This is a genomic window from Pseudomonas sp. NPDC007930 (assembly GCF_042958985.1).
Taxonomy (GTDB): Bacteria; Pseudomonadota; Gammaproteobacteria; order Pseudomonadales; family Pseudomonadaceae; genus Aquipseudomonas.
Window position 1 is genome coordinate 127,203 of record NZ_JBIBKC010000004.1, and the last position, 25,621, is coordinate 152,823.

Sequence of the window (25,621 nt, forward strand, 5' to 3'; positions counted from 1 at the left end):
CAAAGCGCTGATTGAGGATAAAAAGCCCTGATTTTTTAGGTGGTTTTACCGAGCGCATGACCTGACTGGCCCATCGCCCGGCATAGCCGCTGTGCCGGGCGATGGGCCAGTCAGGCCAATACCCTCACCGCAACAGCTTCTGGTCAGCAATCACAAACCCCCGGTAATGCTCGTCGATAAACGCCTTCACCTTGGCCCCGGTGAGGTACTCGGCCAGCAGCGCCACGCGCGGGTCTTGCAGCTGTTCGTTGCGGGCGTAGATCAGGTTGGCGTAGGGGTTGGCGGTGCTGTGCTCGCGCACCAGCGCCTGGGCGGGGTCGACGCCGTTGGAGAGCGCCACGTCGCCGTTGATGAAGCTGGCGTCGGCGTCAGGCAGGGCTTTGGCGCGCAGCACCGTGTCGGTGGGGATCAACTGCAGGTGGCGGGGGTTGGCGACGATGGATTTTTCGCTCACGGCAATGGCCGCTGGGGAGTCATCCAGGTGCGCCACGTTGAGGCTGATCAGGCCCAGGTCCTGGAGGATGAACAGCGCCCGCGGCAGGTTGGTCTGCTCGTTGGGCACCAGGATCTTCGCGCCGTCGGGCAGCGCCTGCGGGGTTTTGTACTTCACCGAATACAGGCCGAAGGCGTTGACCAGCACCGTGGCCTTGCCGTCGAAGTTGTTCAGTTTCGGGTGGGCGGCCTTCCAGGCATTCACATAGGGCTGGTGGCCGGTGAACACCACGTCGGTGTCGCCGTTGGCCAGCAGTTCGTAGGAATCCAGCGCGCCGCTGCCGCCACTGGTGGTCAGCGCCAGCTTGAGGCCGCTGCCATCGGCGGCGGCAAGCTTCTGCACGTACTTGATGATGTCGCCCTGAGGCGAGGCGGTGGCGTAGACCTTCAACGGCGTGCTGGGCACTTCGGCGGCCTGGGCGGTGGGCAACAGCGCCACCGCGAGCAGGGCCAGCCAGCCTTTGATCAAGCGTTTACCGGGGGTATTGCCCATTGCAGTGTTTCCTTGTGTAGGTCGAAAAAACCGGTCAACGTTTGTGCCGGCGCGCGCGCACCCAGGCATCGCCGCTGAGCTGCAGGGTTTGTACGATGATCACCATCGCCAGCACCGAGATGAACATCAGCTCGCTGTAAAAGCGCTGGTAGCCGAACTCGATGGCAAAGTCCCCCACCCCGCCGGCACCCACCGCGCCGGCCACCGCGGTGCCCTCGACGGTGCCCACCAGCACGATGGTGATGGCGTTGAGCAGGCCGGAGAACGACTCCGGCAGCAGCACGCGGAAGATCAACTGAACGCGCGTCACGCCCATCGCCCGGGCGGCATCGATGCGGCCTTGGTCGAGCTCGCGCAGCGCCGCTTCCACCAGCCGCGAGAAGAACGGGCTGAAGCCCAGCACCAGCGGCACGATGGCGGCGATCGGGCCGAGGGTGGTGCCCACCGCCGCGCGGGTGACTGGGATCAACAACACGATGAGGATCAGAAACGGAATCGAACGCCCCACGTTGACCAGCGTGGTGAGCGCGTAGTACAGCGCCGGGCGTGGCGCGACCGACTGCGGCGCGCTGAGGTACAGCGTGGTGCCCACGGTGAGCCCCAGCAGGATGATGCACGGGCCGGCGATGGCGACCATGTACAGGGTTTGCCCCAGCGCGGCCCAGAAGTCCGGCAGGTAGTCTTGCCACGGCAGTGTGTTCATTCAGGCAACTCCAGAAATCGGTTCAGGCGCCGGCGGCGAGCATCGCCGCGGCGAGGTGCTCGCGCACCTGCGGCAGGTCGACCCGGGCGCCGCCCTGGCGCGGCTGGAAGCGCACCCGAAAGCGCGCGATCGGCTGCTGGCCAAGGTGGGCGACCTGGCCGCAGAGCACTGCGTAGTCCATGCCCAATGCATTGCCCACCGCCGCCAGCAGGCCAGCCTGCTGCTCAGGGTGTTCGAAGATCAGGTCGAGGGTGTCGGGGCCGTGCTGCCAGGCGGCATTGGCCTCCAGCGGCAGCAGGTGGTCCTTGAGCACCGACTGGTCGCGCTGGATCACCTCGCGCAGGCTGCCGGCCTCGACGATGCGCCCGTGCTCGATCAGCACCGCGGTATCGCAGGCGTGGCGCACCACCTCCCAGGCGTGGGTGATCAGCACCACGGTGAAGCCGTAGGCGTGCTTCAGTTCGATCAGCAGGTCGAGGATCATCCGCGTGGTCTGGCTGTCCAGCGCGCTGGTGGCTTCGTCGCAGAGCAGCACCTGGGGGCCGGTGATCAGCGCCCGGGCGATGCCCACGCGCTGCTTCTGCCCACCCGACAACTGCGAGGGGTAGTGGCCTTCACGGCCCTCCAGGCCAACCCGCGCGATCAGCTCGCGGCCCCGGCGCAGGCGCTCGGCCTTGGCCACGCCACGGATTGCCAGCGGGAAGGTGACGTTTTCCAGCACGGTTTGCGCGTGGAACAGGTTGAAGTGCTGAAAGATGGTCGCCACGTGGGAGAGGTAACCGCGCTGCTCGGCAGCGTTCAGTTGGGCGAGGTCCTGGCCGTTGAACTCGATGACCCCGGCGCTGGGGGTGTCGAGCAGGTTGAGCAGGCGCAGCAAGGTGCTTTTGCCGGCACCGGAGGTGCCCACCACCCCGACGAACGCCCCGCGCGGCACGCTCAGGTCGATGCCGTCGAGGGCCATAACGGTGGTGCCCTGGCGGGTGAAGGCTTTGCTCACCCCGCGCAGGCGGAAGATCGGGCTGGTCATGCAGGCTCCCAGGTGGTGAAACGCACTGTGGGGGCCAACATAGAGGGGCGCGCTAGCGCGCTGAATGATCGATTGGGACTAGGGTTATAACCAACCTATGGGTGCATTCTCTTAGGGCCTATCGCCCGGCACAGCCGGCCTCCCACCAGATTTGTGTTAGTGCTTGATTTACAAGGCAACACAGAGCCCGTGGGAGGCCGTGGTCCGGCACTCCGGCTGTGCCGGGCGAAGGGCCCTCAACTTATTCACCAGCCGTCACCACCCGCCCTACTCAAACAATGCCTGAACCCGAGCAAGAGCATCTTCGATGACGACCTCAGGCACAGCCTCGACGCGTTTGGCCTTGCGGGCCTCAAGGTCCAATGAGCGAATCTGGTTACACAGAACAACGCCTTGGGTTTGCGTACCGCCACCACACAAAGGCACCGCGAAGCCTGCATAACGCGCGTGGTCACCGCCCTGTGTAATGGGCGCTACCACAGCAAGGCCTGTAGCGTTATAGGCCGCCGGAGTCAGCACCAATGCTGGGCGGAAGTCTCCTTGCTGCTCACGCCCCTCCGTGGGGTTCAGGTTGACCCGAACAATATCTCCGCGGGCAAACTTGGCTCGTTTCACGCTTCACGCCCTACCGGCTTGATTGCATTCCAATGGGCCAACTCAGCGGGTTCAGCCGCGTTCAAATCGCATTGGGCCATTAACTCAGCCAGGCTGTAATGGGGCTTCGGCCTGGCCGGGCGCAGCGTCAGCTCCTCCGCTGAAGCAGTGACTACCTGAAGCACATCCCCCAGCGCCAAACCCATTTGCCTTAGCAGCGCAGCAGGCACACGAATCGCTGCGCTGTTGCCCCACTGCTGAATTTTCACATCCATGGCACACCTCTCGGCCCACGCATTAAGTAGATACATTGTATAAACAATTTGCTGGCCAGCAACCCCCAATGCGTTGCAATCGATGTATGGCCCCTCACCACCCACCCCGCCAGCGCGCCACCACATGGTCGACAAAACACAAAATCCGCGCCGCCAGCGCGGTGTTGCGGTAATACACCGCGCTGATCGGCTGGCGCACCTCCAGCACCTGCTCCGCCAACACCTCCAGCAATTGCCCGGCTTCGCGGTCGGCGGCGGTCATGAAGTCCGACAGGCAGACGATGCCGTTGCCGGCCAGGGCGAGGTGGCGCAGGGTTTCGCCGCTCGAGGAGGCCACGCTTGGGGTGATGTGCAGCGGCGTGCCGTCGGCGCCGCGCAGGGGCCACTGGTTGAGTGACTCTGGCTGGCTGAAGCCCAGCAACGAATGCCCGGCCAGCGCCGCGGCATCGGCCGGGGTGCCGTGGTGGGCCAGGTAGGCGGGGCTGGCCAGCAGGCGGATGCGGCTGCTGCCCAAGGGCCGGGCGTGCAGGGTCGAGTCTTTCAGCGCGCCGATGCGAAACGCCACGTCGGTGCGTTGCTCGATCAAATCGACGATGCCCTCGTTGGAGTGCAGCTCCAGTTGCACCTCGGGGTATTGCTGGCGAAAGCTCTCGGCCAGCGGCACCAGCACGTGCAGCATGAACGGCGTGGCGGCATCCACCCGCAGGCGGCCGACCGGGCGCAGCCGGCGCGCGGCCATCTGTTCCTCGGCCTGGCCCACCGCCGCCAGGATGCCCTGGGCGCTGGCGAGAAACGCCGCGCCCTCTTCGGTCAGTTCCAGGCGCCGGGTGGTGCGCCGCAGCAAGGTGGTGGCGAGTTTGTCCTCGAGCCGGGCGAGGGTCCGGCTGGTGGCGGAGATGGTCAGGCCGATGCGCTCGGCGGCGGCGGTGATCGAGCCGGTTTCGACCACCGCCACGAAGGCCTGCATTTCATCGAGGGTGGTTTTCATCGTTCAGAACCCGGCGGCAAAAGTGCGCCCAGTGTAACGCCGCCTAACCGGGCGGCAACTCGAAGCCCTCGATCACCCGGCCCAGCCGCTGCGCCTCGGTGTACAGCACGCGCATCATCTGCACCGCCACCTCGGGCAGCGGTTCGAAGCGCGAGTAGACGAAGCTGATGTCGAAGTGAATCTCCTCGGCCAGCGGCACCACCACCAGGCCGCAATCCTGGGCGACGAACTCGTCGATGATGCTGATGCCCATGCCCTGCTTGACCAGCGCCACCGCCTCTACCGCGTTGGTGAAATCCAGCACGGTGCTGAACGGCAGCTCGCGCCGCTCGAAGTGGCTGGCCAGCAGCCGGCCAAAGGGCATGTCGCTGCGAAACAGCAACAGCGGCTCAGCGGCCAGCTCGTGCAGCGCCAGTACCGGCCGGCTGGCCCAGGGGTGCCCCGGCGGCAGCACGCAGACCATCCGCCCGCGCATGAACGGCAACGAATGCAGGTGGTCGTGGTGCACCGGCAAGGCGGCCACCGCCAGGTCGACCTTGCGCCCGAGAATCTGCCCGGGCATGTCGCTGATCAAGGTGGTTTGCCACTGGATGTTCAGCCCCGGCAGGTCGCGCTTGAGCCGCGCCAGGGCGAAGGGGATCAACACCGTGGCCAGCGAGGCGCTGCAGCACACCCGCAGTTGCCGGCTGGGGTGGGTGGCCAGGGCCTGGGCGCATTCGTTCACTGCCTGCGCCGCCAGGTACACCCGTTCCACTTCACGGTACAGGGTGTGAGCCTCGGCGGTGGGCACCAGGCGGTTGTTGATGCGCTCGAACAGCCGGTAGCCCAGGCGGCTTTCAACATACGCCAGCAGCTTGCTCACCGCCGGCTGCGACACGTACAGCAGCTTGGCCGCGGCGCTCACCGAGCCGGTGAGCATCACCGCGCGGAACACTTCCATGTGCCGCAGCTTGAACACCCACTGGGCGGATTCGGGGGTCGTCATGGTAGGCCTTAACCCTTGGTTATCGTTTTCGCCATCTGGCTATGAGCGCATTCGCGTTGGCGGTTGTAGGGTAAGGGCAGATCACCAGAACACCGCTGGCACACAATAACAAAGCCCAAAGGCCTGCCCCATGAGCATCTTCGACGAGCCCAAGATCGATTGCCATAACCACCTGTTCGACCCGCTGAACTTCCCTTACCGGGACGGCACCGTATACGCCCCCAGCGGCCAGGAAGTCGCCCCGCAGGCGCAGTTCGAACGGGTGCTCGACGCCTACGGCGTGAAGCACGCCTTGCTGGTGGGCCCCACCAGCGGCTACCGCACCGACAACCGCTGCCTGCTGCACGCCCTGGCCAGCGGCGCCGGGCGCTTCAAGGGCATCGCGGTGGTCGAGCACAACACCGGCCTCGACGCCCTGGCGGCGCTGCAGGCCCAGGGCGTGGTGGGCGTTGCCTTCAACCCGGCGCTCGAAGGGGTGGCGGTGATGAACGACGCCGAGCCGCTGTTCGGGCGCCTGGCCGAGCTGGGGCTGTTCGCGCAGATCCAAGTGCAGGGCGACCAGTTGACCGAGCTGCAGTGGCTGCTGCAGCGCACCCGCGCGCGGCTGTTGATCGACCACTGCGGCCGCCCGGCGCTGGCCGGCGGCCTGGCCCAGCCGGGCTTTCAGGCGCTGCTCGGGCTGGCCGCCAGCGGCCGCGCCAGCGTCAAGCTCTCGGGTATGCAGAAGTTCGCCGCCCTCGACCACCTCGAGGCCCAGGCCGGCCCCTACGTGCAGGCGCTGCTCGAGGCGTTCGGCGCGCAGGCCTGCCTGTGGGGCTCGGACTGGCCGTTCATCCGCGAGCCGTCGCGGGTCGACTACGGCCCGCTGCTCAAGCTGGCCGAACGCTTGATGCCGGATGCCGCGGTGCGCCAGCAAGTGATGTGGCACACCCCGCGCCAGTTGTTCGGTTTTACCGGCCGTTGATTCAGCGCCACACCCATAACAACAAGAGGCTTTGCCATGACTACGCCTTCCCGGGTGCTCAGCACCCCCGCTAGCCACGCCCGCCGCACCCGCACGCGCTTCATGATCCTGGCGCTGGTGTCTGGCGGGACCATGATCAACTACCTCGACCGCAGCGTGATGGGCATCGCCGCGCCGGCGATCAGCGCCGACCTGGGGCTAAACGCGGCGATGATGGGGCTGATTTTCTCGGCCTTCTCCTGGACCTACGCCGCTTCGCAGATCCCCGGCGGCATCCTCATCGACCGCCTCGGCACCAAGCTCACCTACTGGCTGGCGCTCACCCTGTGGTCGCTGTTCACCGGCCTGCAGGGCCTGGCCCAGGGCTTTGCCTCGCTGCTGGGGCTGCGCCTGCTGGTGGGCGCGGCCGAGGCGCCGTGCTTCCCGACCAACAGCCGGGTGGTCGCCACCTGGTTCCCGCAGAGCGAGCGCGCCCGCGCCACCGGCATCTACACCTTCGCCGAATACGTCGGCCTGGCGTTTCTCTCGCCGCTGTTGTTCTGGGTGCTGCACGCCTACGGCTGGCGCGTATTGCTGCTGGCGGTGGGCGCGGTCGGCGTGCTCTACGGCCTGCTGTGGTGGCGCAAGTACCATGAGCCGCACCAGTCGAAAACCGCCAACGCGGCGGAGTTGGACTACATCAAGGCCGGTGGCGGCGTGGTCGATGGCGGCCAGCAAGCCACGCGCTTTGCCTGGTCGCAGATCCCGGCGCTGCTCAAACACCGCAACATGCTCGGCATCTGCCTGGGGCAGTTCGCCTGCAACTCGACCAACGTGTTCTTCCTCACCTGGTTCCCGACCTACCTGGTGACCGAGCGGCACATGCCGTGGCTGAAGGTCGGCTGGGTCGCGGTGCTGCCGTTCATCGCCGCCTCGCTCGGCACCCTGGCCGGCGGCTGGTTGTCCGACACCCTGCTGCGCCGCGGTTACTCGCTGAACGTGGCGCGCAAGCTGCCGGTGATCGCCGGGCTGCTCACCGCCTCGGTGATCGTGCTGGCCAACTATGTGGAATCCGACGCGCTGGTGATCGCCATCCTCTGCGTGGCGTACTTCGCCCAAGGGATGTCGGCGCTGGCCTGGATGATCGTCTCCGACATCGCCCCCAAAGGCCTGCTGGGCCTCTCCGGCGGGGTGTTCAACCTGTTCGCCAACGCCGCCGGCATCGTCACCCCACTGACCATCGGGCTGATCGTCTCGGCCACCGGGTCGTTCGTCTGGGCGCTGGCCTTCGTGGCCTCGATCACCGTGCTCGGCGCGCTGTGCTACCTGTTCATGGTGCGTGACCTCACGCGCCTGCCTTCCATCACTACCCCCTGACCAAGGAGCCCCCATGAGCCTCTACCTGCAAGGCCAAACGGCCATCGTCACCGGCGGCATGCGCGGCATCGGCCTGGGCATCGCCAAGCGCCTGCACGCGGCCGGCGCCCGTATCGTGATCTGGGACCTGGCCGTAGACAGCTGGGCCGCCGACGCCGGCTTCGAACCGGTGCTGCGCCAGGCGGTGAACGTCGCCTCGCTGGCCTCGGTACAAGCCGCCTTCAAAGAGGCGGTGGAGCAACTGGGCCAGGTGCATATCCTGGTCAACAACGCCGGCATCAACGGCCCGGTGATCCCCTGCTGGGAGTACCCGCCCGAGGCCTGGGACCAAGTGCTGGCGGTAGACCTGAACGGCGTGTTCTACGGCTGCCGCACGGTGATCCCGCACATGCGCGAACACGGCTACGGGCGCATCGTCAACGTGGCGTCGATGGCCGGCAAGGATGGCGTGCAGTACATCTCGGCCTACTCGGCGGCCAAGGCCGGGGTGATCGCCTTCACCAAGGCGGCGGCCAAGGAGCTGGCCCAGGACGGCGTGCTGCTCAACTGCGTGGCCCCTGCCATGGCCGAAACCGCGCTGATGGCCGAGATGACCCCAGAGCACATCACCGCCAGCAAGGCGAAAATCCCCATGGGGCGGTTTTTGCAGATCGAGGAAATCGCCAACATGGTGACCTGGATCGCCGGGCCCGAGTGCAGCTTCACCACCGGCTTCGTGTTCGACCTCAGCGGCGGGAGGGCCACCTATTGAGCGGCCTCGGCATCGCCCACCTCAGCGCCCTGGCGCTGGCCCCGGCCGAGCTGGTGCGCCAGGCCGGGCGGGCCGGCTTCAGCCACGTTGGCCTGCGCCTGCACCCGGCCAGCGCCGGCGGCATCGCCTACCCGCTGCGGCCCGGCAGCCCTGAGCTGCTGGCCCTGCAGCAGGCGCTGGTGGAGTACCCGGTGGCGGTGAACGACATCGAGTTCATCGAGCTGACCCCGCAGGTGAACGTGGCGGCCTTCGACGCCATGCTCGAGACCGGCGCCCAGCTTGGCGCGGCGAGCCTCACGGTGAGCGGCGACGACCCCGAAGCGCAGCGCCTGGCAGCGAACTTCGCCGCCCTCTGCGAGCGCGCCGAGGGCTATGGCATCCGGGTGAATCTGGAGTTCATGCGCTGGCGCGTGGTCGGCAACCTGCAACAGGCGGTGGCGGTGCTCGAGGCCGCCGGGCACGGCAATGGCGGCTTGCTGGTGGATGCCCTGCACCTGTTCCGCGCGGGCAATACTCCGGCGCAACTGGCGGCGCTGAACCCGGCCTGGTTGAAGGACGTACAACTGTGCGACGCGCCGCTGCAGGCACCGCCGGAGGCGTTGATCATCCAGGAAGCGCGCCAGGGGCGCTTGCCGCCCGGGGAAGGCGAGCTGCCGCTGGCGGCGCTGATGGCCGCGCTGCCCCGGGAGGTGCGGGTGAGTGTGGAGGTGCCGATGCCGGGGGTCGCGGTGGAGGTGTTGTTCAAGCGGCTGATGGTGCCTCGCCCGGCATAGGCGTAGTGCTGTTCACTTGAGCCATTTCAGGGCTTCATAGAGGGGATCAATCTGTGAGCTCTGCTGGTTTCATGCATGGGCTTCAGGGCCCATCGCCCGGCACAGCCGGCCTCCCACCAGATGTGTGTGATCCTTGATTTCCGGGACAATACACATCTGGTGGGAGGCCGGCTGTGCCGGGCGAAGGGCCCTAAGCACCCTCAGCGGCTGCGCAACCGCCGCACATAGCGGTCGCCCACCCACTGAATGCCGCACACCAGCACAATCAGAATGGCGATCACCCAGGCCATCACCACCGTGTCATAGCGCTGGTAGCCGTAGCGGATCGCCAGGTCGCCCAGGCCACCGGCACCGATCGCGCCGGCCATGGCCGAGGCGCCGATCATCGCCACCACCGTCAGGGTGAAGCCGCCGATGATCCCCGGCAGAGCTTCGGGCAACAAAACCTTGAACAGAATGTGCCGGCGCTCGCAGCCCAGCGCCTGGGCCGCTTCGATCACCCCGTGGCTAACCTCGCGCAAGCTCACCTCCGCCACCCGCGCGAAGAACGGCGTGGCGCTGAGGGTGATCGGCACCACCGCCGCCCACACCCCGATGGTGGTGCCCACCAGCACCCGCGTGAGTGGGATCAACGCCACCAGCAGGATGATGAACGGCGTGGCGCGGAAGCCATTGACCAACCCACCCAGCACCCGGTTCAGCGCCGGCGCGCTGAAGATCGCCCCCCGCGCGGTGGTCACCAGCACCATGCCCAAGGCGATGCCGGCGAACCAGACGATCGCCGCCGACACACTGACCATCGTCAAGGTGTCGAGCAACGCCTTGCACAGCGCCTTGAACATGAACTCAGACATGGCCCACGACCTTCGCCGCGCTGAACACCCCGCTCAAGCCCAAAAACTGCTCCAGCTTGGCCGGCGCCGCGCGCACCGCCAGCAGCAGCCGGCCCTGGGCATGGCCCTGGATGCGCTCAATGGCGCCGTGCAGCAGCTCGATGTCGCGGCCCAGGTGCTGGGCAATCGCCGCCAGGTCCGGCTCGGCGGCGGTCTGCCCGTCGAAGGTCAGCTCCAGCACCGCGCGCTGGCCATTGCCGGTGGCCAGGCGGGCTTCGAGGTCTTCGGGCACCTGGGTGGCCAGCGGCGCCAACAGCGCGCGGGTGGCATCGGCCTGGGGCTGGCCGAAAATCTGCCACACCGGCCCCTGCTCCACCACCCGGCCGCGCTCGAGCACCGCGACCCGATCGCACACCTGGCGCACCACCGCCATCTCGTGGGTGATCAGCACGATGGTCAGGCCCAGCTTGCGGTTGATCTGCTTGAGCAGCGCGAGAATCTGCTGGGTGGTTTCTGGGTCCAGCGCGCTGGTGGCCTCGTCGCAGAGCAGGATGCTCGGTTCGAGCATCAGCGCCCGGGCAATCCCCACCCGCTGCTTTTGCCCGCCCGACAAGCGCGACGGGTACACCTGTTCCATGCCCTTCAGGCCCACCAGGGCCAGCAGCTCGCGGGCGCGCTGCTCGATGATCGCCCGGCTCACGCCGGCAGCCTGCAGCGGCAGCGCAAGGTTCTCCAGCACGGTTTGCGAGGCCAGCAGGTTGAAATGCTGGAAGATCATGCCGATGCGCCGGCGCAGCTTGACCAAGCCACTGGCCTGCAGTGTGCCGATGTCTTCACCTTCGATCAGCACCTGGCCTTCGCTGACATCCTCCAGGCGGTTGAAGGTGCGGATCAAACTCGACTTACCGGCGCCGCTGCGGCCGATGATGCCGAAAATCTCACCGCGCTGGATGGTCAGGTCGACCCCGCTCAAGGCGGTCACGGCCTTGCGCCCGGCGAGGTAGGTTTTGCCCACCCCGCGCACTTCGATGTGCACCGGCGCGCTGTTGGCCTGGGGTTGTACGGTCGGCGCAGCGGCGCTGCGCAGGGGAATCACCTGGCTCATCGGGTAGCCTCCTGCTGGGCCGGCAACCAGGCCAGCGCGTAAAGTTTAGGGTTGCCATAGGCCTTCTCGATGGCCGCGCGCACTTCGGGGGCGTTCTGGAAAATATCGATAAAGGTTTTGATGGCCGGGTTGTTCACGTTCTTGCGCGCCACCACAAAACGCAGCGCATAGAGGTGCCCGGTGGCCTCGTCCTGGCTGAACAGCAGCGCGCTGCCCGGGTCCGCCGTGCCGGCGGCGAGAATGTGCGAGGGGTAGCTCTGGGCGATGGTCACGTCATCGAGCACCCGCGCCAGCTGCGGGCCGGGCAGCTCGATGAACTTCAAGTGGTGTGGGTTGGCGGTCACGTCCTGCAGGCTGGCCTTGGGCCCGGCGCCGTCACGCAGGGTAATCAGCCCGGCGCGCTGGTACAGGTTCAGGCCGCGGCCCTGGTTGACCGGGTCATCGGCCACCGCCACGGTGGCGCCGTCTTTCACCTGGTCGAAGGCGGTGACTTTCTTCGAATACAGCCCGACCTTGTTCTCCACCCCGTAGGCCAGCGGCACCAAGTCATAGCCATTCTGGGCGTTGGCGTTTTCCAGGAACGGCTGGTGCTGGAAGTAGTTCAGGTCGATGTCGCCATTGGCCAGCGCCAGGTTAGGCGTGTTCCAGTCGGAGAACGACACCACCTCCACGTCGATGCCCTTGGCCTTGGCCAACTGCGCGGCCAGCTCGATGGCGGCGTTCTGCGGGCTGTCGTTGATGCCGATCTTGATGTGCTGGGCCTCGGCCGCGTGGCTGAGCCCGGAAGAAAACAGCGCCGCCGCCAGCAATGCGGGGCGCAAAAAAGAGGGTAGGCGCATGGGGGCGACTCCTTTGTGGTGGTGAGGAGCCGTCTCCGGTAGCCCGGTCGAGCGGTGATGGGATGTACGTTAGCTCAATAACCTGCGGGTATTAAATATGAATTTTTCATAACCATATTCATGTATGAGTGGTGGGTTGGAGGGCCCTTCGCCCGGCACAGCCGGCCTCCCACCAGATTTGTATAAGTACTTGATTTACTGGACAACACAGAACCCGTGGGAGGCCGGCTGTGCCGGGCGATAGGCCCTCAATCTAAGGCCACTGCCCCCCCTCCACCGCCAAATGAATCAAATACACCGACGTATTCGCCGCAATAAACAACTGGTTCCTGCGCGGCCCACCAAAGGTCAAGTTCGCCACCTTCTCCGGCAACAGTATCTTCCCCAGCAACGTGCCATCCGCTGCGAAGCATTGCACGCCGTCCCCGGCGCTGGTCCACACGTTGCCGCGCACATCCACCCGCAAGCCGTCGGGTATCCCTGGTTCGATCTCGGCGAACACGCGGCTTTCACCCAGGCGGCCGCCGTCGAGCACGCGCAGGGCGCGGATATGGTGGGGGGCGTTGGGGTCGTGGGAGCGGGCCGAGTCGGCCACGTACAGCCACTGCCCGCAGGCGGAAAACGCCAGGCCGTTGGGTTGCGCGAAGTCTTCGGCCACGCAGTTGATCTCGCCGCTGGCCGGGTCTACCCGGTACACGTAGCGGCCGGGTTGTTCGGGCTCGGCGCGGTTGCCTTCGTAGTCGCTCATGATCCCGTAGGTGGGGTCGGTGAACCAGATCGAGCCGTCGCGGTGCACCACCACGTCGTTGGGCGAGTTGAGGCGGCGGCCCTGGTACTGGTCGGCGATCACCGTCAGGCTGCCGTCGGGTTCGGTGCGGGTCACCCGGCGGGTGCCGTGTTCGCAAGTGACCAACCGGCCTTGTAGATCGCGGGTGTTGCCATTGGCGAAGTTCGAGCCGCTGCGGTACACCGATACGCCCTGTTCCGGGGTCCAGCGCAGGATGCGCTGGTTGGGGATGTCGCTGAACAGCAGGTAGCCACCGTCGTTGAACCACACCGGGCCTTCGGCCCAGCGGCAGCGGTCGTAGAGGCGCTCGAGCTGGGTGTTGGGCAAGGTCAGCTCATAGAAGCGCGGGTCGCAATACTCGTAACGCGGTTCACTCATGGACAACACGGCATTCATTGGCGGCCCCCTTGTTGGCGTGCGCTCACAGCAATAATCACGGCGATGATGATCACCCCGGTGCAGATCAAACGGATGCCGGCGCTGGCCCCGAAGGTGTTGAGCATGCTCACCAGCAGGTAGAGGAACAGCGCCGCCCCCCATAGCCCCGGCACGTTGGAAAAGCCCCCGGCCACCGAGGTGCCGCCGATCACCACCACAGCGATCGAGGCCAGCAGGTACTCCTCGCCCATGGCCAGCGAAGCGCCGCCGGAGAAGCCCGCCAGCAGCACCCCGCACAGCGCGGCAAAGGTGGCGCTGAGCACGTAGGTGGCAAAGCGCACGCGCTCGACCCGCCCGCCGGCCAGCTCCGCGGCACGGGCGTTCTGGCCGATCGCCAGGGCCCAGCGGCCGTAGCGAGTGCGCGCCAGCACCACGGCCATGGCGGCGGCCAGCAGCACCACCGCCACGGCCAGGTACGGCACGCCGAGCAGGCGCCCGGTGCAGAAGTCATAGAACAGCGCCGGCGGCTGGATGCGCACGCTGCGCCCGTAGGCGATGGCCAGGGATTGAATGATGAAACTGGCCGACAGCGTGGCGATGATCGGCGGGATTTTCAGCACGCGGATCAACCCATAGTTGGCGCAACCGATCAGCACCCCGGCGAGCAACACCGCCAGCACCGCGGGCAGGATCATCCCGGCGTCGCCGCCCATCAGCTTCATGCCCAGGGCGCCACACAGGGCGATGTTGGCCGGGATCGACAAATCGATGTTGCCCGGCCCGGTGCTGATCACGAACATCTGCCCGAGGCCGACGATCACGAAGAACGCCGAGAAACTCAGGGCACTGGAGAGCAACCCGCCGCCGCCCTGGCCACCGGTGAAGGCGATGGTCGCCAGCCAGATCAACCCGGCGGCGATGAACGACCACAGCCACGGCTTGCCCGCCATGCTCACGCGCAAGGTACTCATGGGCGGGCCTCCAGGCGGTTGACGCCGGCGCGCAGGGCCAGCACCACGATCAAGATCGCGCCCTGGGCGCCGATCTGCCAGTCGGGGGAAATCCGCAGGAACGACAACAACGAGCCAGCCAGCACTAAGGTCAACGCGCCCAGCACCGCGCCAATCGGCGACACCCGGCCGCCGACGAACTCGCCGCCGCCGAGGATCACCCCGGCAATCGACAACAACGTGTAGCGCAGGGCGATGTTGGCGTCTGCCGAGGTGGTCAGGCCCACCAGGAACAACCCCGAAAGCACCCCGAAGGTGCCGGCCAGGCCATACAGCGCGGCCTTGATGCGCAGCAGCGACCAGCCGCGCCGGCCGATGGCCTGGGGGTTGCCGCCGGCGCCACGGAGGATCACCCCGAGGGTGGAGCGGGCCAGGAACGCGTGCATCACCAGCGCCAGCACGATGCAGACGAAAATCGCCAGCGGCAGCAGTGGGGTTTTGATTCGCACCAGGCCCTGCAGCCACTGTGGCGCGGCGCCGCCCGGCGAGGGCAGCAGCAGGATCGCCCCGCCCATCCAGATGAACGACATCCCCAGGGTGACCACGATCGCCGGCAGGTTGCGGCCGTGGATCAACGCGCCGAGGGCGGCGTACACGGCGATGCAGCCGAGCAGCGCCAGGCTGCCGAGAAACGGGTGCGGCCCCAGTACGGTAGCGGCCACGCAAGCGACGAAGCTGATGAAGCTGCCCAGCGACAGGTCGAGGTCGTTCACGGTGATGATCAGCATCTGCGCCATGGTCGCCAGGGCGATCGGCACGGCGAGGTTGAGCATCAGGTTCAGGCCCAGGTAGCTCATGGCCCGCGGCTGGAGGATGAAGATCCCCACCAGCAGCACCGCCAGCGACACCCCGGGCAAGGCGCTGCGCAGCAGCCGCGCGCGGTCGCGTGGGGCGGCGGGGGTGGCGGCGATCAACGGCATTGGGTTACTCGCGTTCATGCACTGTGCTCCTGGAAAGACCCGCGCAAGATGCGCTCCTCGGTCAGCTCGCCGCGCGGCAGGTCGAGCACCGCCTGGCCGTCGCGGAACACGTAGACGTGGTCGCAGTACTGCAGCTCTTCGAGCTCGGTGGTGTACCAGATGAACGTGCGGCCCTTGGCCGCCTCGGCGGCGATGATTGCGTACACGTCGCGCTTGGTGCCCACATCGACCCCGCGCATGGGGTCGTCCATCAGGATCAGCTCATGGGCCGAGGCCAGCGCCCGGGCGAACAGCGCTTTTTGCTGGTTGCCACCGGAGAGCGAGAGGATCGGCGCGGCCATGCTGGGGGTGCGGATGCCCATGCGGGTTTGCCACTGGGCGGCCAAGGCGTGCTCGGCCTCGGCGGCGATCAGGCCGTGGCGGCGCAGTTGCGCGAGGGAGCCAACGCTGATGTTTTCGGCGATCGACCACAGCGGGAATACCCCATCGGTTTGCCGGTCACCGGCCACCAGCGCCACGCCCTGGCCGCCACGCACGCGCTCGCGCAGCACCTGCAGCAGCAACTGGCTCTGGCCATGGCCGGCGAGCCCGGCCAGGCCGACGATTTCCCCGGCGAAGGCGCGCACGCACTGGCCGTCGGCCTGGCGCTTGGGCCGCGCATCGACCACCGGTGCGCCGTGCCGGCGCGAAACGAACGTGCGTTGCTCCTCGGCGGCCTTGGCCGCGTGGCCCATGCACTCCACCAGTGACTCATGGGTGAACGCCGCGGCGGCACGCACCTGCACCACCTGGCCGTCGCGCATCACCGCGATGCGGTCGCAGGTGGCGAGCATCTCGCCGAGGATGTGGCTGATCAACACGATGCTGCCGCCGCCTTCGACGAAACGCCGCACAAAGCGCAGCAGTTGCGCCGCCACCCGGGCGTCGAGCGACGAGGTGGGTTCATCGAGGATGACCAACGCCAGGCGCTCGCCGGCGCAAACAAACGCACGGGCAATCTCGACCATCTGCCGCTGGCCGATTGGCAAGTCGGCGACGATGTCGTCCGGGTGGATGCCATGGCCGGGGAAGATCGCCTCCAACTGCTCGCCGATCGCCCGCCGCGCCTTGGCCCGCCAGCCCCAGCCGGCCAGGCCCGGGCACATCAGCCGGGTGTTCTCGGCCACGCTGAGGTTGGGGCACAACGACAGCTCCTGGAACACGCAGCGGATGCCATGCTCGCGGGCCAGGCGCACGCTGTAGTGGGCGCGCAGGTCGTGGCCGTCGATCAGCAGCGCGCCCTGGTCGGCGGCCAGGGTGCCGGCCAGCACCTGCATCAGGGTGGATTTACCGGCGCCGTTATGGCCGATCAGGCCCAGGCATTCGCCGGCGTGGAAGCTCAGGCTGACCCCTTCCAGCGCGCGCACCGCGCCGAAGGTTTTGCCCGTGCCTTCAAAACTCAACAAGGTGCGCGCGGCCACGGCCATCGGCATCCCTCCCGGTCAGTTGGCGGCCGTGGTCGCGGGCTTGAGGCGGGCGACGTCGTCGACGCTCACCGGCTGGCTGACGATGCTGCCCTTGGCCAGGCCCTTGAGGCTGGCGTCGAGGGTGGCCTGGGTGACGGTGGCCGCCGGGGATTCCAGGTCATGGGGCAGTTGCTTGCCGTCGAGCAGTTGCTGCGCCACCCAGAAGGCCAGGCTGGAAATACTCGGCGCGCTGGAGATGGAAAAACTCTGGTAGCCGTTGGCCTCGTGCTGTTGCTTCCACCACGAGAGTTCTTCTTCGCGGTTGCCGAAGATGATCACCGGTGTTGGCCGGCCAGCCGCGCTGAACGCCTGGGCGGCGCCGTAGCCGTCGTCGCCCTGGGTGACCACCGCATCGACCTTGGGCAGGCTTGGCAGGATCCCCGCCACGGCCTTTTGCGCGGCGGTTTGCGACCAGTTGCCGTTGACCGCGCCGACGATCTTCAAATTAGGGTGCTTCTGCGCCCCGGCAACCACCCCGGAGTGGATCAGCTCATCCACCGACACCCCGGCCAGGCCGCGGATTTCCAGCACGTTGGCGCCCTGGGGAAAGCGCTCGGCGAGGTAGTCCATCTGCTCGACGCCGCTTTGCTTGAAGTTCATCGAGATGCGGTACGCGCACGGCTCGCTGACCACGCCATCGAACGACACCACCACGATGCCGGCGTCGCAGGCCTGCTTGATCGCGCCGTTGAGCGCGGTGGGCGAGGCCGCGTTGACGACGATCGCGTTGTAGCCCTGGAGGATCAGGTTCTGGATTTGCGCGGCCTGTTCGGTGGCTTGGTTTTCAGCAGTGGTGAAGGCGTCTACCTGGGCCACCACGCCATCCTTGACCGCCTGCTTGCCGGTGGCATCCCAACTGGCGAGCATGTTCTGCCGCCAGGCGTTGCCGGCGTAGTTGTTGGTCAGGGCAATGGTTTTGTCGGAGGTGTCGGCCTGGGCCAACAGCGGCGAAAGCGACAGGGCAGCGCACAGCAACGCGCGGTGAAACGAATGACCTTTCATGAGCAATCCCTTTTTATTGTTGTGGGGCTCCGGCGGCGCCAAGTGGCAGGCCGCACGTACATCGTTCGAGGCTGAGTGTGCTACCGGCGCCGGGCGGCGTCTTGGGCCAATGGCGCAGACTTGCCGCCAAATCACGCATGCACTGTGCGGGATCCCGCAAGCGCGGCGGGCCTTGGCGCCGCACACTGGGGCCAAGGTTCGCGCTATGCTCAGCACAACAATAAAGGCGGGTACGACCGTGCAACGTCCGAGCATCCAGGCCGAGGATGTGCTGCATCACTTCCTTGGCATTTCCAGGGCCCTGGCTGGGCAGCTGGATTTCCAATCGATGATCGAGGCCATCTCCCGCGAGGTGTGCTTCATCCTGCCCCATGATCACCTCGACGTGAGCCTGCTGCTGCACGGCGGCCAGCACCTGCACGCGTTCGAAACCGGGCTGCACACCTCCTGGGGCGACTTCGCCGAGCTGAGCATGCCCACCGCGCACAGCCCGATCCGTGCGGTGCTGCTGGGCGAGGTGGCGTTCCTGCTCAGCGGCGATGCGATGAACGACCCGCGCTTCGCCTTCCCCGAGGCGTTCAACCGGCCGATCTTCAACGCCCAGCTGCGCAGCCGCCTGCACGTGCCGCTGCGCGCCCGCGGCGAGATCATCGGCGCGCTGAGTTGCTCCAAGCACGCCGCGCACTTCTACACCCTCGATGACGTGCGCCACACCCAGCATATCGCTGACCTGCTCGCCTCTTACCTGTATGCCCTGCGCCAGACCGAACAAGCGACCAAGCTGGCGGTGGCCGAGGAACGCCTGCGCGCCCGTGAAGAAGGCCTGCGCCTGGGCGCCTCGCGCTTGACCGACACCCTCGAGAACGAGCGCCAGCGCATCGGCATGGACCTGCACGACCAGACCCTCGCCGACCTCACCCGCCTGCACCGGCGCCTGGCGCGGCTGCGCAAGCAAGGCAGCCTGAGCGGCGATGACCTGCAGCCGGTGTGCGACGGCCTGCAGGAGAGCATGCAGGAACTGCGCGGCATCATCGACGCGGTCAAGCCCACCGTGCTGCAGTTGTTCGGCCTGGAAGAAGGCCTGGAAGACCTACTGCTGCGCAGCGTGCACAACAGCGGCCTGCGCATCCGCACCAAGCTGCAGGACCACTCCGGCGGCGCCGCCAACCGCCTCGCCGAGGCGCAACAGATCGCCCTGCTGCGGATCATCCAGGAGGCGGTGAACAACGCCATCAAGCATGCCCGGCCACGGGCTATCCGCATCGACATCCGCGCCGAGGGCGGCCAATTGGCGCTGAGCGTGACCGACGACGGCGTCGGCCTGGGCGAGGCCGGCGCGCGGGAAACCGGCGGCATCGGCAACATGCGCATCCGCGCGCAACTGCTCGGCGCGCGGCTCGAGCTAGGGCCCGGCAGCGGCGGGCGCGGCACCTGCGTGAGCGTCAGCCTGCCGCAGCATGCCCTGGCCAGCGTGCCGGCCGAGGAGGTACCGCTGCCATGAACGTGTTGATCGTTGAAGACGACCCGGTGCACCGGGCATTTCTCAAGGAAGTGATCGAGGCCGCGCTGCCGGAGTGCTCGCGGCTGCTGGAGGCCGAAGACGGCCGCATGGGCGAGCGCCTGGCCCATGAGCACGCGGTGGGCTCGGTGGTGATGGACCTGCAAATGCCCGCCCGCACCGGCGTGGAAGCCGCCCGCGGAATGTGGCGCGAACGGCCCGACACGGCGATCCTGTTCTGGTCGAACTACGCCGATGAAGCCTATGTGCGCGGCATCTCGCGGATCGTGCCGCAAGGCGCGGCCTACGGCTACGTGCTGAAAACCGCCTCCGAAGAACGCCTGCGCTTGGCCCTGCGCAGCTTGTTCATCGAGCAGCAATGCGTGATCGACCGGGAAATCCGCGGCGTGCAGCAAAAGGCCCAGGACCGCCTGCTGGGCCTGACCGACGTGGAATACGCCGTGCTGCAAGACATCGCCCTGGGCCTGACCGACCGTACCATCGCCCAACGCCACAACCTCTCGCTGCGCAGTGTGCAGAACCGCCTGCAGCAGTTGTATGAAAAACTCGGCGTGTACCCCTTGGGCGAAGACTGCCCCACCTTCAACCTGCGCGCCCGCGCGGTGAACATCGCGCTGCTGCGCAAACTGCTCAACCGCACCGCGCTGGAGCAGGCGGAGGATGAATTGCAGGAGTGGTTGAGCCGCAGGGGGGCTTGAAGGGCCCCTCGCCCGGCACAGCCGGCCTCCCACGGGTTCTTTGTTGCCCCGTAAATCAAGTACTTACACAAATCTGGTGGGAGGCCGGCTGTGCCGGGCGAAGGGCCAGCCAGATCATGCGCTCAGTAAAACCACCTGAAAAAATCAGGGCTTCTCTCCCTCAAGCCGACTGCCGCACCACCCCTTCCCGGCCCGCCGCCGCGCGCAGCTCCAGCAACAACTGCGCCTGGGCCAGTTCGCGGGCGGCCTGTTCGGCCTGGGTGTCGTGCTTCATGGCCTTGTACAGGCCCCAGATAAACACCGCCAGCACCACCGAGAACGGCAACCCGGCCAGCACCACCATGGTTTGCATGGCCTCGAAGTTACCGGCGAACAACAGCCCCACGGTGACCAGGGTGATGATCGCCGACCAAAGGATACGCAACCAATGCGGCGCATCTTCGTCGACCTCGCCGCCCTTGCACGAGAGGTTGGCCATCATCACCGCGCCGGAGTCTGCCGGGGTAAGGAACAGCACGAAGCCGACGAACACCGCCACGCCGACCACGATCTTCGCCGCTGGGTAGAACTCCAGCAGTTGGTAGATCGACATCGACGGCTCGCTCAAGGCGGTTTTGCCCAGCGCCACCGCGCCGTGGTTCATCACCAGGTCCAGCGCGGTGTTGCCGAAGATCGACAGCCAGGCCAGGGTGAAGCCCAGGGGGATCAACAGCACCCCGGCGACCACTTCGCGCACCGTGCGCCCGCGGGAAATCCGCGCGATGAACATGCCCACGAACGGGCCCCAGGAAATCCACCAGGCCCAGTAGAACACCGTCCACAGGCCCAGCCAGCGCTCGCTCTTGGCGGGGTCGGCCTGGTACACGTAGAGGTCGAAGGTTTTCAGCACCACGCCGTTCAGGTAGTCGCCGATGTTCTGCACGAAGCCATTGAGCAGGTGCAGGGTTGGGCCGTTGAACAGCACGAACAGCAGCAGGCCGCTGAACAGCACGATGTTCAGGTTCGACAGCCGGCGGATGCCGTTCTCCACCCCAGACACCGCGGCGATGGTCGCCACCGTGCTCATCACCAGGATCACCAGCAGCAGGTTGGTGTTGCTGTGGGGCATGCCGAACAGGTACTCCAGCCCCGAACTCACCTGCATCGCGCCGATGCCGAGGTTGGTCACCAGGCCCAGCAGGGTCACGAACATGCCGAACACATCCACCAGGTTGCCGGCCGCGCCCTTGACCCAGCGCTCGCCCATCAGCGGGTACAGCGCCGAGCGCAGCGCCAGCGGCTGGCCATGGCGGTAGGCGAAGTACCCCACCGCCAGCCCCACCACGGCGTAAATCGCCCAGCCGTGCAGGCCCCAGTGGAGGAAGGTCAGCTGCAGGCCCTCACGGGCCGATTGCAGGCTGGCCGGGGTGCCCTCGGGCGGGTTGAAGTAGTGATCCAGCGGCTCGGAAGCGCCGAAGTACAACAGCGAAATACCAATGCCGGAAGAAAACAGCATGCCGGCCCAGGCGCCGTAGCTGAAGTCGGGGGTGTCGTCCGGGCCACCCAGCTTGAGCCTGCCGTACCCGGAAAAGGCGATCGCCAGCACGAAGACCAGATAGCCCCCGATCATCAGCATGTAGTACCAGCCAAAACTTCGCGACAACCAGGCCTGGGCCTGGCCCAGCAGGTGGCCGGCGGTGTCGGGTGCAGCGATCAGCAAGGCAGTTAACAGCAGGATCAACGCGGCCGAGGTGAAGAACACCTCGCGGTTGAGCCGGACCTTCTCGGTGGAGGTCTTGTTCAGGGCGGAACTCATTGAGCGCAGGCTCCCAGCAGTGCGAGCAGTGGAGAAAGCAGGCCGTTGATCACAGCGCCATGGCTGGGCCCGTCTTCTCTTGAACGCTTGCCAAGCACACGGCAAGGGTTCTGGCGCGGGCCTCTCAGGGCGCTACGGTCCACCACGGGGCGGGCCGTGAAGGCACCTGGCGTGGCAGATTGTCGCAGAGCTTAGTCTTTGTTGATTGAACGTTCAATCTAAATAAAATAGACTGAATTCATCGGCCCGGCGCCTGGGTGCGCCATGCCATCACCCATTGTTCCTGCGAGGACCCCCATGGCCCGTTTCGAGACGCAAAAACTCTACATCGACGGCGGCTACGTCGACGCCAGCGGCAGCGAGACCTTCGACGCCATCAACCCGGCCACCGGTGAAGTGCTGGCCAAGGTGCAGCGCGCCACCGCCGCCGACGTAGAGCGCGCGGTCAAGAGCGCCGAAAAGGGCCAGAAGGTCTGGGCCAGCATGACCGCCATGGAACGCTCGCGGGTGCTGCGCCGGGCGGTCGACATCCTGCGTGAACGCAACGACGAACTGGCCCAGCTCGAAACCCTCGACACCGGCAAGGCCTACTCCGAAACCCGTTATGTCGACATCGTCACCGGCGCCGACGTACTGGAGTACTACGCCGGCCTGGCGGTGGCCATCGAAGGCGAGCAGATCCCCCTGCGCGACACCTCGTTCGTGTACACCCGCCGCGAGCCGCTGGGCATCACCGCCGGCATCGGCGCCTGGAACTACCCGATCCAGATCGCCCTGTGGAAGTCCGCCCCGGCCCTGGCCGCCGGCAACGCGATGATCTTCAAGCCGAGCGAAGTCACCTCGCTGACCACCCTCAAGCTGGCCGAGATCTACACCCAGGCCGGCCTGCCCGACGGCGTGTTCAACGTGCTCACCGGCAGCGGCCGCGACCTCGGCACCGCGCTGACCGAACACCCACTGATCGAAAAAATCTCCTTCACCGGCGGCACCGACACCGGCAAGAAGGTCATGGCCAGCGCCTCGGCCTCGAGCCTGAAGGAAGTGACCATGGAACTGGGCGGCAAGTCGCCGCTGATCATCTTCGAAGACGCCGACCTGGATAAGGCCGCCGACATCGCCATGATGGCCAACTTCTACAGTTCCGGGCAGGTGTGCACCAACGGCACCCGAGTGTTCGTGCCGGCCGCCCTGAAGGCCGCCTTCGAGGCGAAGATCGCCGAGCGCGTGCAGCGCATCCGCGTGGGCGACCCCACCGACGAAAACACCAACTTCGGCCCGCTGGTGAGCTTCGCCCACATGGAAAGCGTGCTGGGCTACATCGCCAAGGGCAAGGAAGAAGGCGCACGCCTGCTGTGCGGCGGTGAGCGCCTGACCACCGGCGCCCTGGCCAACGGTGCCTACGTGCCGCCGACGGTGTTCACCGATTGCACCGACGCCATGACCATCGTGCGCGAAGAAATCTTCGGCCCGGTGATGAGCATCCTCAGCTACGAAAGCGAAGAGGAAGTGATCCGCCGCGCCAACGCCACCGACTTCGGCCTGGCCGCCGGCATCGTCACCCAAGACCTCACCCGCGCCCACCGCGTGATCCACCAGCTCGAAGCTGGCATTTGCTGGATCAACGCCTGGGGCGAGTCGCCGGCGCAGATGCCGGTGGGCGGCTACAAGCAGTCGGGCGTGGGCCGTGAGAACGGCATCCTGTCGCTGGCCCAGTACACCCGGGTCAAGTCGGTGCAGGTCGAGCTGGGCAACTACGCGTCGGTGTTCTAAGTGGCCGTGAGCCGCCAGCGCTAAGCCACACGCGGCACGTGGCACTGCGGTGCCCAGCCCATTTTGTTGATCCCGCCCCTCCGCGCTTGGCGCTTGAAGCTTGCCGCGGGGGGGCCAGGAGGCCCCCATGAAAGAATTCGACTACATCATCGTCGGCGCCGGCTCGGCCGGTAACACCCTGGCCACCCGCCTGACCGAAGACCCCGGCGTGACCGTGCTGCTGCTCGAAGCTGGCGGCCCGGACTACCGCCTGGACTTCCGCACCCAGATGCCGGCCGCCCTGGCCTTTCCGCTGCAGGGCCGGCGCTACAACTGGGCGTATGAAACCGACCCCGAGCCGCACATGAACAACCGCCGCATGGAGTGCGGCCGCGGCAAGGGCCTGGGTGGCTCGTCGCTGATCAACGGCATGTGCTACATCCGCGGCAACGCCATGGACTTCGACCAGTGGGCCGAACAACCCGGCCTGGAAGACTGGGCCTACCTCGACTGCCTGCCGTACTTTCGCAAGGCTGAAACCCGCGACATCGGCGCCAACGACTGGCACGGTGGCGAGGGCCCGGTGAGCGTGACCACCCCCAAGGCGAACAATAACCCGCTGTTTGCGGCGATGGTCGAGGCCGGCGTGCAAGCCGGTTACCCGCGCACCGAAGACCTCAACGGTTACCAGCAGGAAGGCTTCGGCCCGATGGACCGCACCGTGACCGCCAAGGGCCGCCGCGCCAGCACCGCCCGGGGTTACCTGGACACCGCCAAGCAGCGCAGCACGCTGACCATCGTCACCCACGCGGTGACCGACCGGGTGCTGTTCGACGGCAAGCGCGCCGCCGGTGTGCGCTACCTGGTGGGCAGCGGCAACACCGCCCATGAGGCCCGCGCGCGCAAGGAAGTGCTGGTGTGCGCCGGTGCCATCGCCTCGCCGCAACTGCTGCAACGCTCGGGCGTGGGCCCGGCGGCGCTGCTGGCCGAGCACAACGTGCCGCTGGTGCATGACCTGCCCGGCGTGGGCGAGAACCTGCAGGACCACCTGGAGATGTACATCCAGTACGCCTGCACCCAGCCGGTGTCGCTGTACCCGTCGCTGCTGCTGCACAACCAGCCGGCGATCGGCGCCGAATGGTTGTTCAACGGCACCGGCATCGGCGCCAGCAACCAGTTCGAGGCCGGCGGGTTCATCCGCACCCGGCCGGAATTCGAATGGCCGAACATCCAGTACCACTTCCTGCCGGTGGCGATCAATTACAACGGCAGCAACGGGGTGAAGGAACACGGCTTCCAGATGCACGTGGGCTCGATGCGCTCGCCCAGCCGCGGCCGGGTGCAGATCAAATCGAAAGACCCGCACCAGCACCCGAGCATCCTGTTCAACTACATGGCCACCGAGCAAGACTGGCAGGAGTTTCGCGACGCGATCCGGATCACCCGCGAGATCATCGCCCAGCCGGCGCTGGACGCCTTCCGCGGCCGCGAGATCAGCCCGGGGCTGGAGGTGCAGACCGACGAACAGCTCGACACCTTCGTGCGTGAGCATGCCGAAACCGCGTTCCACCCCTCCTGCTCGTGCAAGATGGGCACCGACGCCATGGCGGTGGTCGACAACCAGGGCCGGGTGCACGGCCTGCAAGGCCTGCGGGTGGTGGATGCGTCGATCATGCCGGAAATCATCACCGGCAACCTCAACGCCACCACCATCATGATCGCCGAGAAGATCGCCGACCGCATCCGCGGCCGCCAGCCCCTGCCACGCAGCAACGCGCGCTACTTCAAAGCCAACGGCGCGCCCGTGCGCAACGCGCCGCTGCGCCAGACCGAGCACACCACGCCAGTGAGCGTGGCGCCGGGGGTGAAGGTGGCGGAGCCAGTGATGCATTGATCGGGCTGGCTGGCCCTTCGCCCCGGCTGTGCCGTAATGCTATTCACTTAAGCCATTTCAGGGCTTCATGGACGGGATCGATCTGTGAGCCCTGCTGATTTCGTGCATGAGCTTCAGGGCCCATCGCCCGGCACAGCCGGCCTCCCACGGGTTCTGTGTTGCCATGCAAATCAAGTACTTACACAA

General features: G+C 66.7%; 24 protein-coding genes. 8 read left to right on the forward strand and 16 right to left on the reverse strand.

Going from position 1 to position 25,621, the window contains the following annotated elements:
• Window positions 1-124: 124 nt before the first annotated feature.
• The 7 genes from ACFZCE_RS10935 to ACFZCE_RS10965 form a co-directional block, all read right to left on the reverse strand.
• A complete protein-coding gene (locus tag ACFZCE_RS10935) occupies window positions 125-985 on the reverse strand; it encodes a MetQ/NlpA family ABC transporter substrate-binding protein (protein WP_390938789.1) in 861 nt (286 codons plus the stop codon).
• A gap of 34 nt (window positions 986-1,019) precedes the next feature.
• The gene (locus ACFZCE_RS10940) at window positions 1,020-1,688 is read right to left on the reverse strand and encodes an ABC transporter permease subunit (RefSeq protein WP_390938791.1); all 669 of its coding nucleotides are present in this window, start codon (window positions 1,686-1,688) and stop codon (window positions 1,020-1,022) included.
• Window positions 1,689-1,710: 22 nt separating this feature from the next.
• Window positions 1,711-2,715: an ATP-binding cassette domain-containing protein gene (locus ACFZCE_RS10945; RefSeq protein ID WP_390938793.1), complete on the reverse strand. Its 1,005-nt coding sequence runs from the start codon at window positions 2,713-2,715 to the stop codon at window positions 1,711-1,713.
• A 267-nt stretch (window positions 2,716-2,982) separates the two neighbouring features.
• Window positions 2,983-3,330 (reverse strand): type II toxin-antitoxin system ChpB family toxin, encoded by a 348-nt coding sequence (locus ACFZCE_RS10950; protein ID WP_390938795.1) that lies wholly within the window; start codon window positions 3,328-3,330, stop codon window positions 2,983-2,985.
• A complete protein-coding gene (locus tag ACFZCE_RS10955) occupies window positions 3,327-3,584 on the reverse strand; it encodes an AbrB/MazE/SpoVT family DNA-binding domain-containing protein (RefSeq protein WP_390938797.1) in 258 nt (85 codons plus the stop codon). Before ACFZCE_RS10955 ends, ACFZCE_RS10950 begins: the two co-directional genes overlap by 4 nt.
• Window positions 3,585-3,678: 94 nt before the next feature.
• A complete protein-coding gene (locus ACFZCE_RS10960) occupies window positions 3,679-4,572 on the reverse strand; it encodes a LysR substrate-binding domain-containing protein (protein WP_390938799.1) in 894 nt (297 codons plus the stop codon).
• A gap of 43 nt (window positions 4,573-4,615) precedes the next feature.
• Window positions 4,616-5,557 carry a LysR substrate-binding domain-containing protein gene (locus ACFZCE_RS10965; RefSeq protein WP_390938801.1) on the reverse strand — a complete coding sequence of 314 codons (942 nt, stop codon included), beginning with the start codon at window positions 5,555-5,557 and terminating at the stop codon, window positions 4,616-4,618.
• A gap of 130 nt (window positions 5,558-5,687) precedes the next feature.
• On the opposite strand from ACFZCE_RS10965, the gene ACFZCE_RS10970 reads away from it, so the two are divergent.
• Genes ACFZCE_RS10970 through ACFZCE_RS10985 form a run of 4 tightly spaced genes read left to right on the forward strand, consistent with a single transcriptional unit; the run spans window position 5,688 to window position 9,401 of the window.
• Entirely contained in the window at window positions 5,688-6,521 is an 834-nt protein-coding gene (locus ACFZCE_RS10970) for an amidohydrolase family protein (RefSeq protein ID WP_390938803.1), read from the forward strand.
• A 36-nt stretch (window positions 6,522-6,557) separates the two neighbouring features.
• Window positions 6,558-7,877: a D-galactonate transporter gene (locus ACFZCE_RS10975; RefSeq protein ID WP_390938805.1), complete on the forward strand. Its 1,320-nt coding sequence runs from the start codon at window positions 6,558-6,560 to the stop codon at window positions 7,875-7,877.
• A 13-nt stretch (window positions 7,878-7,890) separates the two neighbouring features.
• Window positions 7,891-8,628, forward strand: a complete 738-nt coding sequence (locus ACFZCE_RS10980) for an SDR family oxidoreductase (RefSeq protein WP_390938807.1) — start codon at window positions 7,891-7,893, stop codon at window positions 8,626-8,628.
• Window positions 8,625-9,401: a TIM barrel protein gene (locus tag ACFZCE_RS10985; protein WP_390938809.1), complete on the forward strand. Its 777-nt coding sequence runs from the start codon at window positions 8,625-8,627 to the stop codon at window positions 9,399-9,401. The genes ACFZCE_RS10980 and ACFZCE_RS10985 overlap by 4 nt, the downstream gene beginning before the upstream one ends.
• A 200-nt stretch (window positions 9,402-9,601) precedes the next feature.
• Here the strand turns inward: ACFZCE_RS10985 and ACFZCE_RS10990 are convergent, their stop codons facing one another.
• The 8 genes from ACFZCE_RS10990 to ACFZCE_RS11025 all read right to left on the reverse strand — a co-directional run bounded on the left by ACFZCE_RS10990 (window position 9,602) and on the right by ACFZCE_RS11025 (window position 17,780).
• Window positions 9,602-10,255, reverse strand: a complete 654-nt coding sequence (locus ACFZCE_RS10990; RefSeq protein ID WP_390938811.1) for an ABC transporter permease subunit — start codon at window positions 10,253-10,255, stop codon at window positions 9,602-9,604.
• Entirely contained in the window at window positions 10,248-11,339 is a 1,092-nt protein-coding gene (locus tag ACFZCE_RS10995; RefSeq protein ID WP_390938813.1) for an ATP-binding cassette domain-containing protein, read from the reverse strand. The genes ACFZCE_RS10990 and ACFZCE_RS10995 overlap by 8 nt, the downstream gene beginning before the upstream one ends.
• The gene (locus ACFZCE_RS11000; protein WP_390938815.1) at window positions 11,336-12,178 is read right to left on the reverse strand and encodes a MetQ/NlpA family ABC transporter substrate-binding protein; all 843 of its coding nucleotides are present in this window, start codon (window positions 12,176-12,178) and stop codon (window positions 11,336-11,338) included. Before ACFZCE_RS11000 ends, ACFZCE_RS10995 begins: the two co-directional genes overlap by 4 nt.
• Before the next feature lie 253 nt (window positions 12,179-12,431).
• Window positions 12,432-13,343 (reverse strand): SMP-30/gluconolactonase/LRE family protein, encoded by a 912-nt coding sequence (locus ACFZCE_RS11005; RefSeq protein WP_390938817.1) that lies wholly within the window; start codon window positions 13,341-13,343, stop codon window positions 12,432-12,434.
• A 14-nt stretch (window positions 13,344-13,357) separates the two neighbouring features.
• Window positions 13,358-14,314 carry an ABC transporter permease gene (locus ACFZCE_RS11010; protein WP_390938819.1) on the reverse strand — a complete coding sequence of 319 codons (957 nt, stop codon included), beginning with the start codon at window positions 14,312-14,314 and terminating at the stop codon, window positions 13,358-13,360.
• Complete coding sequence (locus tag ACFZCE_RS11015) at window positions 14,311-15,291, reverse strand: ABC transporter permease (RefSeq protein WP_390938821.1); 981 nt, start codon at window positions 15,289-15,291, stop codon at window positions 14,311-14,313. Before ACFZCE_RS11015 ends, ACFZCE_RS11010 begins: the two co-directional genes overlap by 4 nt.
• Complete coding sequence (locus tag ACFZCE_RS11020) at window positions 15,288-16,739, reverse strand: ATP-binding cassette domain-containing protein (RefSeq protein ID WP_390938823.1); 1,452 nt, start codon at window positions 16,737-16,739, stop codon at window positions 15,288-15,290. Before ACFZCE_RS11020 ends, ACFZCE_RS11015 begins: the two co-directional genes overlap by 4 nt.
• 15 nt (window positions 16,740-16,754) lie before the next feature.
• A complete protein-coding gene (locus tag ACFZCE_RS11025) occupies window positions 16,755-17,780 on the reverse strand; it encodes a substrate-binding domain-containing protein (protein WP_390938825.1) in 1,026 nt (341 codons plus the stop codon).
• 238 nt (window positions 17,781-18,018) lie between these two features.
• Here ACFZCE_RS11025 and ACFZCE_RS11030 point away from each other — a divergent pair, with 238 nt between their 5' ends.
• Both ACFZCE_RS11030 and ACFZCE_RS11035 read left to right on the forward strand, forming a co-directional pair.
• Entirely contained in the window at window positions 18,019-19,281 is a 1,263-nt protein-coding gene (locus ACFZCE_RS11030; RefSeq protein WP_390938827.1) for an ATP-binding protein, read from the forward strand.
• Window positions 19,278-19,997 carry a response regulator gene (locus ACFZCE_RS11035; protein ID WP_390938829.1) on the forward strand — a complete coding sequence of 240 codons (720 nt, stop codon included), beginning with the start codon at window positions 19,278-19,280 and terminating at the stop codon, window positions 19,995-19,997. Before ACFZCE_RS11030 ends, ACFZCE_RS11035 begins: the two co-directional genes overlap by 4 nt.
• Window positions 19,998-20,157: 160 nt before the next feature.
• On the opposite strand, the gene ACFZCE_RS11040 is transcribed toward ACFZCE_RS11035, so the two are convergent.
• Complete coding sequence (locus tag ACFZCE_RS11040) at window positions 20,158-21,738, reverse strand: BCCT family transporter (RefSeq protein WP_390939317.1); 1,581 nt, start codon at window positions 21,736-21,738, stop codon at window positions 20,158-20,160.
• Between the two features lie 351 nt (window positions 21,739-22,089).
• Here ACFZCE_RS11040 and betB point away from each other — a divergent pair, with 351 nt between their 5' ends.
• Window positions 22,090-23,562: a betaine-aldehyde dehydrogenase gene (gene betB / locus ACFZCE_RS11045; RefSeq protein WP_390938831.1), complete on the forward strand. Its 1,473-nt coding sequence runs from the start codon at window positions 22,090-22,092 to the stop codon at window positions 23,560-23,562.
• A gap of 127 nt (window positions 23,563-23,689) precedes the next feature.
• Window positions 23,690-25,435: a choline dehydrogenase gene (gene betA / locus ACFZCE_RS11050; protein ID WP_390938833.1), complete on the forward strand. Its 1,746-nt coding sequence runs from the start codon at window positions 23,690-23,692 to the stop codon at window positions 25,433-25,435.
• The last annotated feature ends 186 nt before the right edge of the window (window positions 25,436-25,621 follow it).

What these genes read in the sequence shown, in the direction of transcription:
- betA (WP_390938833.1), top strand. Translation starts at nt 23,690, where the DNA reads ATGAAAGAATTCGACTACATCATCGTCGGCGCCGGCTCGGCCGGTAAC.
- ACFZCE_RS11000 (WP_390938815.1), bottom strand. Translation starts at nt 12,178, where the DNA reads ATGCGCCTACCCTCTTTTTTGCGCCCCGCATTGCTGGCGGCGGCGCTG.
- ACFZCE_RS11020 (WP_390938823.1), bottom strand. Translation starts at nt 16,739, where the DNA reads ATGGCCGTGGCCGCGCGCACCTTGTTGAGTTTTGAAGGCACGGGCAAA.
- ACFZCE_RS11035 (WP_390938829.1), top strand. Translation starts at nt 19,278, where the DNA reads ATGAACGTGTTGATCGTTGAAGACGACCCGGTGCACCGGGCATTTCTC.
- ACFZCE_RS10935 (WP_390938789.1), bottom strand. Translation starts at nt 985, where the DNA reads ATGGGCAATACCCCCGGTAAACGCTTGATCAAAGGCTGGCTGGCCCTG.
- ACFZCE_RS10965 (WP_390938801.1), bottom strand. Translation starts at nt 5,557, where the DNA reads ATGACGACCCCCGAATCCGCCCAGTGGGTGTTCAAGCTGCGGCACATG.
- ACFZCE_RS11010 (WP_390938819.1), bottom strand. Translation starts at nt 14,314, where the DNA reads ATGAGTACCTTGCGCGTGAGCATGGCGGGCAAGCCGTGGCTGTGGTCG.
- ACFZCE_RS11015 (WP_390938821.1), bottom strand. Translation starts at nt 15,291, where the DNA reads ATGAACGCGAGTAACCCAATGCCGTTGATCGCCGCCACCCCCGCCGCC.
- ACFZCE_RS11025 (WP_390938825.1), bottom strand. Translation starts at nt 17,780, where the DNA reads ATGAAAGGTCATTCGTTTCACCGCGCGTTGCTGTGCGCTGCCCTGTCG.
- ACFZCE_RS10940 (WP_390938791.1), bottom strand. Translation starts at nt 1,688, where the DNA reads ATGAACACACTGCCGTGGCAAGACTACCTGCCGGACTTCTGGGCCGCG.
- ACFZCE_RS10990 (WP_390938811.1), bottom strand. Translation starts at nt 10,255, where the DNA reads ATGTCTGAGTTCATGTTCAAGGCGCTGTGCAAGGCGTTGCTCGACACC.
- ACFZCE_RS10975 (WP_390938805.1), top strand. Translation starts at nt 6,558, where the DNA reads ATGACTACGCCTTCCCGGGTGCTCAGCACCCCCGCTAGCCACGCCCGC.
- ACFZCE_RS10970 (WP_390938803.1), top strand. Translation starts at nt 5,688, where the DNA reads ATGAGCATCTTCGACGAGCCCAAGATCGATTGCCATAACCACCTGTTC.
- ACFZCE_RS10980 (WP_390938807.1), top strand. Translation starts at nt 7,891, where the DNA reads ATGAGCCTCTACCTGCAAGGCCAAACGGCCATCGTCACCGGCGGCATG.
- ACFZCE_RS10955 (WP_390938797.1), bottom strand. Translation starts at nt 3,584, where the DNA reads ATGGATGTGAAAATTCAGCAGTGGGGCAACAGCGCAGCGATTCGTGTG.
- ACFZCE_RS10995 (WP_390938813.1), bottom strand. Translation starts at nt 11,339, where the DNA reads ATGAGCCAGGTGATTCCCCTGCGCAGCGCCGCTGCGCCGACCGTACAA.
- ACFZCE_RS10945 (WP_390938793.1), bottom strand. Translation starts at nt 2,715, where the DNA reads ATGACCAGCCCGATCTTCCGCCTGCGCGGGGTGAGCAAAGCCTTCACC.
- ACFZCE_RS10960 (WP_390938799.1), bottom strand. Translation starts at nt 4,572, where the DNA reads ATGAAAACCACCCTCGATGAAATGCAGGCCTTCGTGGCGGTGGTCGAA.
- ACFZCE_RS11005 (WP_390938817.1), bottom strand. Translation starts at nt 13,343, where the DNA reads ATGAGTGAACCGCGTTACGAGTATTGCGACCCGCGCTTCTATGAGCTG.
- betB (WP_390938831.1), top strand. Translation starts at nt 22,090, where the DNA reads ATGGCCCGTTTCGAGACGCAAAAACTCTACATCGACGGCGGCTACGTC.